Origin of the sequence: Bifidobacterium sp. (assembly GCF_050874245.1) — a bacterium.
GTDB lineage: Bacteria > Actinomycetota > Actinomycetes > Actinomycetales > Bifidobacteriaceae > Bifidobacterium.
In genome coordinates this window covers 1-9,348 of the sequence record NZ_JBNMKH010000070.1, presented here as the reverse complement: position 1 = coordinate 9,348, position 9,348 = coordinate 1, and the positions used below count along the sequence as shown (strand labels likewise).

The window sequence follows — 9,348 nt, the reverse complement described above, 5'->3', positions numbered from 1 at the left end:
GGCGTCGCCTACGCCGCCACCAAGGCCGGCGTGGCCGCCCTCACCCGCGGCGCGGCCAGGGAGTACGCGCCGGACGGCATCAACGTGAACGCGGTCATGCCGGGACTCACCTACACGCCGATGACGGCGGGGATGCCCGATTGGAAGCAGAAGGCGATTGAGGATTCCACGCTCGTCAAGCATGGTGGCCAGCCGTATGACATCGCCCGCGCCATCGTGTTCCTCGCCGATCCGGAATCCGGCTATATCGATGGCGAGACCCTCGACATGGACGGCGGCACCAGTCTCGACTAGGCAAAGCCAACTTCGTGGATGAGTGGCGTTGCGGCGTTTCTGCACGTCATGACGCCACCAAATGTCATCGTCATGGTCAAACCGCCACTCTCCCAATGACATATCCTTTTCGTCGACGCGTAGCGAGCTACGGATATTTTCCTGTCTTTCCTGTGTTTTCTTGGCGAAGGTAACGGATTTGTTCATTGGCATCATCGAAAGCCCTTTCTCCGTAGCAAGCACGCTTTTCCGTATGCCGGGAAGTCACTAGGCTCGGTTCTTCCGGAACATACGCGACGCTCATCCTGATACGATGGACAGGCCGGCAGGAATTCACGGAAGGAACTTCGATGAGAAGTGTCATGTTCCATGCAAGACCGAGGCGAGATGCGGCGATTGCACTTGCGGTCTGGCTGACGGATATGCTTTTACTGTTCGTTTATGGATGGATACATGTTCACGCCGACACTCGCGCTGCCGATGGATGGTGTCTCATCGTGTCATATGTTCCTGCCCTGCTTGCCACAGTGATTGTGCTTGTACGTGATCATGACCTGACCGCAATCGGCCTGGGACGTGGACATCTGAAACCTGATTCGCTGATGCTGCTTGCGATGCTGGCCGCCGAACTGCTCATCGGCGTCTACATTTACCGGATGTCTTGGAACAAAGCCGTGCCGAATCTCGTGTATTACATGTTCCAGATAGCGATGGCAGAAGGAGTCGTGTACCGGGGACTCATCCAGAATTATCTTTTCGGATTGCCACTTCCTCACAAGGCCGTATTCCTGATAGGCGCCGCGATGTTCACGTTGTCTCATCTGCCGTTCCAACTGCAGGTCCGTCCGTGGGATTTGGCATTCACAATCCAATTGTGCATCACGTTCGTCTCGCATCTCCTGTATTGCTGGATTGCATCCGAGCGCAACAATCTGCTTGTTCCTTGGGCCATTCATGTGGCGCAGGATTTCCTGCAGGTTGTGTAGGGCGTTCAACGCGACACGAGTTTCGGAATCAGAATCCGTCTACATCGGCGGCGAAGCCCTCAACGTGGACGGCGGCACCAGCCTAGACTCAGCACGGATGAGCGGGAATGAATCGGCTAATCGGACACTTCAATCGCTTGCGGATTATTCGATACGTATGCGGATTTTTCAAGATGCTTTGCGGTTCATCGAACGTCCGTGCGGATAATTCCAAATCTTTGTGGATTATTCGACGATTGTGCGGATTTTTCAATCGCCTTTGCAATGGGACAATCAGCGATTGCATACGCTGAAAACATTGGAAATTCAACGTTTTCATTTTTGACACGTTTCTTTATTCGGACAATCCATGGGATTTGACGGATAAATAATCCGCAAATATCCCGATTAATCCGCATAGGCAGTCAGTAATCCGCAAACGTCCAAAAAGTTTGATGGAGACGGATAGTAGTCGTGTGAAAAGGCCATGACAGAACGTAACTGGCAGTAGCGAACGTAAATAGACGCAGCCAAGCAGTATTTTCCGGCAAAAGAAAACGGGTTCCGAACGAATCAGAACCCGTAGGTTTCGGTGGCGGACTCCAATCGCCAAACATTGGAGTCCGCCACCGAAAATTGGTTGAATCAGGCGAACAGGAAGCCCTGTCCGTGATGCTCCGGATATGTGTCGAACAATTCGGCCACGGAACCATCCTCGAACACGGCACGGATGGCGCTGGCCAGCAGGGGCGCGATGGACAGGACGGTAAGGCCGTCCCAGCGCTTCTCCTCCGGAATCGGCACGGTGTCGGTGAGCACGACCTCGCGGGCGCCGCAGCTTTTCAGACGTTCCACGGCCGGGCCGGACAGCACGCCGTGTGTGGCGACGACGGTCACCGACTTGGCGCCAGCATCCTTGAGCACATTGCATGCTCCTGCGATGGTGCCGGCGGTGTCAATCAGGTCGTCGACGAGCACGCAGTCCTTGCCGGCAACGTCGCCGACCACGCGGTTGGCGACCGCCTGGTTCGGACGGGTGATGTCGCGGGTTTTGTGCACAAAGGCGAGCGGTCCGCCGCCGAGGCGTTGCGCCCACTGTTCGGCGACGCGGATACGGCCGGCGTCCGGGGATACGACGGCGACGTTGTCAAGTTGGTTGGAGAAGCGGTCACGGATGTAGTCGACCAGCACCGGCATGGCGATGAGATGGTCGACAGGGCCGTCGAAGAAGCCTTGGGATTGCGCCGCGTGCAGGTCGACGCTCATGATGCGGTCGGCACCCGCGGTTTTGAGCAGGTCGAACACGAGACGGCAGGAGATGGGCTCGCGTCCACGATGCTTCTTGTCCTGACGCGAGTAACCCAACAGTGGGCAGACCGCGGTGATGGAGCGTGCGGAGGCACGTTTCAGCGCGTCGATCATGATGAGCTGCTCCATGATGGCTTGGTTGACCGGGTTGGAATGGCTTTGCAGCACGAACACATCCGCACCGCGCACGGATTCGGTGTAGCGCACGTACATCTCGCCGTTCGCGAAGTCGTATGCTGTGGTTTCCAGAACATCGATGCCGAGCTGTTCCGCGACTTCCGCCGCCAGCTTCGGGTGTGATCTGCCTGTGACAAGGATAAGGTTCTTATCCGGCTTTCCTTCAAGGATTGCGCTCACCGTATCTCCAAACGTCTGTTCTAGCGAAGTGGATGTGACCCATACTAACCGGCTACGCAGACCTCGATGCCCACGTGTGTTCGAGGGTATACGCGAAAATCACGTCCGTCCCCACGATGGCTACCGGTACAGGCCATGTTTGCCGATGTACTGCACCACACCGTCCGGCACGAGGTACCAGACCGGTTCTCCATGCTCGGCTCTTCTGCGCACGTCGGTAGACGAAATCGCCAACGCGGGAATCTCCAATGTGTCCACCTTGCCCTCGGGCAGCTTCACGCCGTCCGGTGAGGAGTAACCCGGCCGCGTCACGGCTACGAAATGCGCCAGATCCCACATCTTGTCGGCGTCCTTCCACTGCATGATCTCCGCCACGGCGTCGGCTCCGGTGATGAAGAACAATTCGGCGTCCGGATACTGCGCGCGGATGTCGCGTAGCGTATCGATGGTGTAGGTGATGCCGGGGCGGTCGATATCCACGCGCGACACGGTGAATTTCGGATTGGACGCGGTGGCGATGACCGTCATGAGATAACGATCCTCGGCATTGGTGACCTTCTTGTCCAGTTTGAACACCGGCCGTCCGGTCGGCACGAAAATCACTTCGTCGAGATCGTATACCCATGACACTTCGGAGGCCGCGACCAGGTGGCCGTTGTGAATCGGGTCGAACGTGCCGCCCATGATGCCGATGCGCAGACGGTTGTGCCAGTTTCCTCGCGCCGACCTGCGGCCGGACGTCACGGCCGACTGCGGCCGGTCCACGGATAGCTCCGACATGCGTCGTTCCGGTTCCACCACGTAGCTGACGGCGAGCTCCGGATCGGCCTCCGTCGATTCCGGCCGCACACGTTTCGGACCGGTCATGCGGAAACCCCGTTTTCGAGCTGCCGGCCAGCCTGGCGTTCGGCCTGTTGCTCCTTGTCCGCGTCTACGGTCTCCTGTTCGATGCTGTCCGCGGTCGGAGAGGCGTTGTCGGGATCGATCTTGCCCATGTCCTCATCCCACTCGTCCTGCACGACGCGACGAATTTCGGCGAATGTCGGCAACGGAAAGTCCGGCTGGTATGTGCTGCGGATCTTGGCCACGCGTTCGGTGACGCGAATCAGCGTGTCCGTCATGCCTTCAAGATCGTGGTCGCGTTCCATCGCGCTGAATTTGGCGATGTACTGTTCCATGTCCCGCATCTGCTCGTCGATGATGCCGAGCTGTTCGCCGTCGGGAGTGACGACGTCCGCGGCGTTGGCTTCGGGCCAGCCGATCAGCACCGCGTCGGCGTATTCGAGCGAAGCGCGCTCGTCGGCGGAGGCGATGCCGTCCTCGACCTGTACGAGGAATACGTAGCGGACGATGCTCAATCGTTCGGAGGCCAGTCGCAATCCGAGCATTGGATCGTTCAGGTCCGCGTTCCAAGGATTCTTGTTGTTCCGCACGGTTTTCTGCTTGGTTTCGTCGCTCATGCCCTCACCTGTCCCGTTCCGTAGCCAATCCATTTGGTCGTGGTCATCTCACGAAGTCCCATCGGACCACGCGCGTGCATCTTCTGCGTGGAGATGCCAAGCTCCGCTCCGAAGCCGAAAACACCGCCGTCCGTGAATCGCGTGGAGGCGTTGACCATCACCACCGCCGAATCGATGCGTGAGGTGAATTCCTCGATGGCCGAGTAGTCTTCGGCAATGATGGATTCGGTGTGTCCTGTGGAATGACGGTTGATGTGCGCGATGGCCTCGTCAAGCGAGTCGACCACTTTGACGCCTATTTCGAGCGCCAGATATTCAGTGTCCCAATCCTCGTCGGTGGCATGTGTGAGATGTGCGTCCTTCACTCCGGATTGTTCGATGATGCCGTACGCGCGTTCGTCGGCATGCATTTCGACGCCGGCTTCGGCGAGCGCCGCGGCGGCTTTTGGCAGGAAGGTTTCGGCGACGTCCTGATGCACGAGGAGTTTTTCGGCGGCGTTGCATACGCCGACACGTTGGGTTTTGGCGTTGATAAGGATCGGGATGGCCTTGTCGAGGTCGCCGGACCGGTCGACATAGATGTGCACGTTGCCGGCTCCGGTTTCGATGACGGGCACTTTGGAGTTGCGTACGACGGCTTGGATGAGTCCCGCTCCCCCGCGTGGGATGAGCACGTCGATGTGTCCACGTGCTTCCATCATGGCTGTGGCTCCGTCGCGCCCGTATCGGTCGACGGATGCGATCATGGCTTGGTCGTATCCGTGTTCGGCGAGCACGTCGCCGATGACGGAGAGCGTCGCCGCGTTGGTGCGTTCGGCGGCGTGACCGCCCCTGAGGAGGACCGCATTGCCGGATTTGATGCACAGGGAGGCCACGTCGACGGTGACGTTGGGACGTGCCTCGTAGATCATGCCGAGTACGCCGATGGGAACGCGTACCTGTTGCAATCGCAGGCCGTTTTCGAGGTGGTATCCGCGTACGATCTCGCCTACCGGGTCGGGCAGGGAGGCCACGTGCCGCACACCTTGTGCGGCTGCTGCGATTCGGGGCACATCGAATTTGAGCCTATCAAGTTTTCCGGCGTCCATGCCGTCGTCGAAGGCCTGGCTCATGTCGAGCGCGTTGGCTCCGGCGATGGCGTCGGCGTGGCTGTCGAGCGCGTCGGCGATGGCGTTGAGCAGTTCGTTTTTCGCTTCTGTGTTCGCTTGTGCGAGCTGTGATTGCGCATTGCGGGCCGCATCGCCCATGGCGCATACCGCTTCGAGCGCGTCGGCGTTGATGGCGTCGGTCTGGTGTTGTGGATTCGTCATAGTTTCCTAGAATAGCGCGCGATCGCGCCCCGCTGCGCACTGGCGGCCATTTCGGGTCGTCCGCTTGCGTATTACGGGGCGCGATCGCGTTGAATGGAGAAGCGAGTGCGGTCAGTGGATCTGGTCGAGGCCCGGATACAGCGGGAAGTCCTCAGTGAGCTTGTCGACGCGCGCCTTCAGAGCTTCGACGTCGGCATCTTTGCCCGCGGCGAGCGCGGTGCCGATGATGTCGGCGACCTCCTCGTATTCCTTTGGTCCGAAACCGCGGGTTGCGAGCGCGCTGGTGCCGATGCGCAGACCGGATGCCACGGACGCGGGGCGTGGGTCGAACGGGACGGTATTGCGGTTGATAGTGATGCCGCACTGCGCGAGCAGATCCTCGCCCTGCTTGCCGTCCATCTCGCTGTTGCGCAGGTCGACCATGACCAGATGCACGTCGGTGCCGCCGGTCAGGACACTGATGCCATTGTCCTTGACGTCGTCGGCCATGAGACGTTCAGCGAGGATCTTGGCGCCGTCGAGCGTGCGCTGCATGCGGTCCTTGAATTCCGGGGATGCCGCCACCTTGAAGGCGACGGCCTTGCCGGCGATGACGTGCATGAGCGGGCCGCCCTGCTGGCCGGGGAACACCGCGGAATTGAGCTTCTTGGCATACTCCTGCTTAGCAAGGATGAAGCCGGAACGTGGTCCGCCGAGGGTCTTGTGGGCCGTGGAGGACACGACATCGGCGTACGGCACGGGGCTCGGGTGCAGGCCGGCCGCAACCAGACCGGCGAAGTGGGCCATGTCCACCCAGAATTTGGCGCCGACCTCGTCGGCGATCTCCTTCATGGCTTTGAAGTCCTCGATGCGCGGATAGGCACTCCATCCACCGATGATCATCGCCGGATGGGTTTCGAGCGCGCGCTGGCGGATGATTTCCGGGTCGATGCGGAAGGTCTCGGGATTGACTCCGTAGGCTTCCGCATGGTAGAAGCGTCCCGAGAAGTTAATCTTCATACCGTGGGTGAGATGTCCGCCATGGTCGAGGGCCAGTCCGAGGACCGTGTCACCCGGCTTGACGAGCGCCTGGTAGACGGCAGCGTTGGCCTGCGCGCCGGAATGGGGCTGCACGTTGACGTATTCGGCGCCGAACAGGCTTTTCGCGCGTTCGCGGGCGATGGTCTCGATTTTGTCGACCTGCTCGCAACCGCCATAGTAACGGCGTCCCGGATAGCCTTCGGCGTATTTGTTGGTGAGCACGGATCCCTGCGCTTGCAGAACGGCGCGTGGCACGAAGTTTTCGGAGGCGATCATTTCAAGGCCGTTCTGCTGCCTGGACAGTTCGGCGTCGAGGATTTCGGCTATTTCCGGATCCGCTTCGGCGATTGGCGCGTTGAACTTGTCGTTCGGGGTTTGCGCAAGAGGTGATGCAGTCATGAAGCCCTCCTTGACTTCGGGGTGATCCGCTGTACCGCGGTTTAATAAAGCAGTGTACGTACACGAATCGCAGTGAGAAAACCGCGTTTCGAAACATACGGGAAATACGGCACGGAAGTCGGGATAGGGACATTGTCGATCCCCGAGCGTCTTTGGTTACCGTCGTCTGAAAACCGCCGTCGAAGCGATTGCCGGCATTCCGCCGTCCCATTCCACGGACGCGGAGCGTTTTCTTCCGGCCTGTGCCGGTACACTGGAAATCACGTTTGACGTAATCTGTCCGTTCTATTGCTAAGGAAATCAAGTGACCACGTTCCACAGCACACGCAGCACCACCGATTCGCTTACCTCCAAGCAGGCCATCCGCAAGGGCATCGCCGACGATGGCGGCCTGTTCGTGACCGATTCCCTGGGCGAAACCCATGTGGACATCGCGGATCTGGCAGGCAAATCCTATCAGCAGATCGCATACGACGTGCTGTCCGTGCTGCTGCCGGACTACTCCGAGGAGGAGCTCAAGGCCTGCATCGCCGAGGCATACGGCGACCAGTGGTCCGATGAGAGGATCACTCCGGTCAAGCCGCTTGGAGACGATTATGTGATGGAACTGTTCAACGGTCCGACCTCCGCGTTCAAGGACGTCGCCCTCCAGATTCTTCCCCGTTTCATGGCGCGCACCACTCCGGCCGACGGTGACAAGGATGAGAAGATCATGATCGTCACTGCCACCTCCGGCGACACTGGCAAGGCCGCACTCGCCGGCTTCGCGGACGCCGCCGGCACCGGCATCACCGTCTTCTATCCGGAAGGCAAGGTGAGCCAGGTGCAGGAGCTGCAGATGACCACGCAGGCCGGCTCCAATGTGAACGTGTGCGCAGTGAAGGGCAATTTCGATGACGCCCAGTCCGCCGTCAAGCGCATCTTCGGCGACAAGGAGCTCGCCACCCGTCTGGCCAAGGACTCCCATGTGGTGCTCTCGTCTGCGAATTCCATCAACGTTGGACGGCTGGTGCCGCAGGTCGTGTATTACTTCTCCGCATATGCGCAACTGCTCGAACAGCAGGTCATCAACGTGGGCGACGAAGTCGAATTCGTGGTGCCGACCGGCAACTTCGGCGACATCCTCGCCGGCTACTACGCCAAGCTGCTCGGCCTGCCCGTCAAGCATCTGGTTGTTGCCTCCGACAAGAACAACGTGCTGTTCGACTTCCTGACGTCCGGCACATACAACCGTCAGCGTCCGTTCTTCCAGACCATCAGCCCATCAATGGACATCCTCATCTCTTCGAATCTGGAACGTATGCTGTACTACATGTCCGACAAGGACACCCGTCTGATCTCCATGCTGATGAACGATCTGAACCAGTGGGGCGCCTACGAGGTCCCCGAACCGATGATGAAGAAGATCCGTTCGATTTTCGGCACCGGTTGGGCCGACGAGAATCAGGTGCGAGAAATGATTGCCGACTGCTGGAACGAAAACCATTACGTAATCGATCCGCACACCGCGTGCGGCTACTTCGTCATGAAGCAGATGCCGCGCGATCCGCTGACCCCGCGCGTGCTGCTCGCCACCGCAAGCCCATACAAGTTCCCGCGCGTGGTGAACGAGTCCTTGGGTCTTGACGCATCCGGCACCGACTTCGAGTGCATGGACGTGCTCGCCGAGGCCACCGGCACCACCGCACCTGCGGCGTTGCGCGGTCTCGAGACGTCCGACGTGCGTTTCAGCAACGTCGTCGAGATCGATGGCATGGAGAATTTCGTCGAACAGGCCGCAAAGGCGCTGTAGGCGTTCCAACAAAACCAGTCAACGACAATGGGCGAAGCCCGCAAATCGGCTGTCCGCAATATGCGGACGGCCGATTTGCGTTCCCACTACTACAGTGGCGTTCGTCTATACGGCAACTTCAACAAGCCGATGGCACCTATGGGAAAGGCAGGCGGCATGAACTCAGTATCCCCGAAGAACTCGCCAACGGAATCCGGCGGAACGGCGGAACGGAGCAAGGACCGACTGATCACCCGTGACGTGGCACTGGTCATGCTGGCGACGTTCTTCTTCATGACCAGCAACATGGTGGTCAACCCCATCATCGCCGGCTATGGGGAGTCGATGGGCGCCACCGGTGCTCTGATGGGCGTGATTGCGGGGGCGATGAGCTTTGTCTCCCTGTTCTGCCGTCCGGTCGCCGGCAATCTGTCGGATCTGGTCAGCAAACATCTGCTGGTGGCCGTCGGCACGGCGCTGTACAT

The 9,348-nt window shown here is 59.6% G+C and carries 8 protein-coding genes and 1 pseudogene; 4 read left to right on the top strand and 5 right to left on the bottom strand.

What is annotated here, in order from left to right:
- A partial coding sequence (locus ACR0P8_RS07555; protein WP_432624502.1) for an SDR family NAD(P)-dependent oxidoreductase occupies window positions 1-294 on the top strand: 294 nt, incomplete at its 5' end.
- A gap of 476 nt (window positions 295-770) precedes the next feature.
- A complete protein-coding gene (locus tag ACR0P8_RS07550; protein WP_432624501.1) occupies window positions 771-1,259 on the top strand; it encodes a CPBP family glutamic-type intramembrane protease in 489 nt (162 codons plus the stop codon).
- 624 nt (window positions 1,260-1,883) lie between these two features.
- Here ACR0P8_RS07550 and ACR0P8_RS07545 read toward each other — a convergent pair.
- The 5 genes from ACR0P8_RS07545 to glyA all read right to left on the bottom strand — a co-directional run bounded on the left by ACR0P8_RS07545 (window position 1,884) and on the right by glyA (window position 7,092).
- Window positions 1,884-2,903 (bottom strand): ribose-phosphate diphosphokinase, encoded by a 1,020-nt coding sequence (locus ACR0P8_RS07545; protein ID WP_432624500.1) that lies wholly within the window; start codon window positions 2,901-2,903, stop codon window positions 1,884-1,886.
- Between the two features lie 120 nt (window positions 2,904-3,023).
- Window positions 3,024-3,770: a nicotinate-nucleotide adenylyltransferase gene (gene nadD / locus ACR0P8_RS07540; protein WP_432624499.1), complete on the bottom strand. Its 747-nt coding sequence runs from the start codon at window positions 3,768-3,770 to the stop codon at window positions 3,024-3,026.
- On the bottom strand, window positions 3,767-4,363 hold the full coding sequence (locus ACR0P8_RS07535) for a phosphoribosylglycinamide synthetase (RefSeq protein WP_432624498.1): 597 nt from the start codon (window positions 4,361-4,363) through the stop codon (window positions 3,767-3,769). The genes nadD and ACR0P8_RS07535 overlap by 4 nt, the downstream gene beginning before the upstream one ends.
- The gene (locus ACR0P8_RS07530; protein ID WP_432624497.1) at window positions 4,360-5,673 is read right to left on the bottom strand and encodes a glutamate-5-semialdehyde dehydrogenase; all 1,314 of its coding nucleotides are present in this window, start codon (window positions 5,671-5,673) and stop codon (window positions 4,360-4,362) included. Before ACR0P8_RS07530 ends, ACR0P8_RS07535 begins: the two co-directional genes overlap by 4 nt.
- A gap of 111 nt (window positions 5,674-5,784) precedes the next feature.
- Complete coding sequence (gene glyA, locus ACR0P8_RS07525) at window positions 5,785-7,092, bottom strand: serine hydroxymethyltransferase (protein ID WP_432624496.1); 1,308 nt, start codon at window positions 7,090-7,092, stop codon at window positions 5,785-5,787.
- Window positions 7,093-7,396: 304 nt separating this feature from the next.
- Between glyA and thrC the strand changes: the two genes are divergently transcribed.
- Together thrC and ACR0P8_RS07515 are read left to right on the top strand one after the other, a co-directional pair.
- Entirely contained in the window at window positions 7,397-8,884 is a 1,488-nt protein-coding gene (thrC, locus tag ACR0P8_RS07520) for a threonine synthase (protein ID WP_432624495.1), read from the top strand.
- A 156-nt stretch (window positions 8,885-9,040) separates the two neighbouring features.
- Window positions 9,041-9,348: pseudogene (locus tag ACR0P8_RS07515) on the top strand (MFS transporter); the annotation flags it as partial.

Excerpts from the sequence above, each read along its gene's own strand:
- nadD (WP_432624499.1), bottom strand. The coding sequence starts at position 3,770 with ATGACCGGTCCGAAACGTGTGCGGCCGGAATCGACGGAGGCCGATCCG.
- ACR0P8_RS07535 (WP_432624498.1), bottom strand. The coding sequence starts at position 4,363 with ATGAGCGACGAAACCAAGCAGAAAACCGTGCGGAACAACAAGAATCCT.
- ACR0P8_RS07530 (WP_432624497.1), bottom strand. The coding sequence starts at position 5,673 with ATGACGAATCCACAACACCAGACCGACGCCATCAACGCCGACGCGCTC.
- glyA (WP_432624496.1), bottom strand. The coding sequence starts at position 7,092 with ATGACTGCATCACCTCTTGCGCAAACCCCGAACGACAAGTTCAACGCG.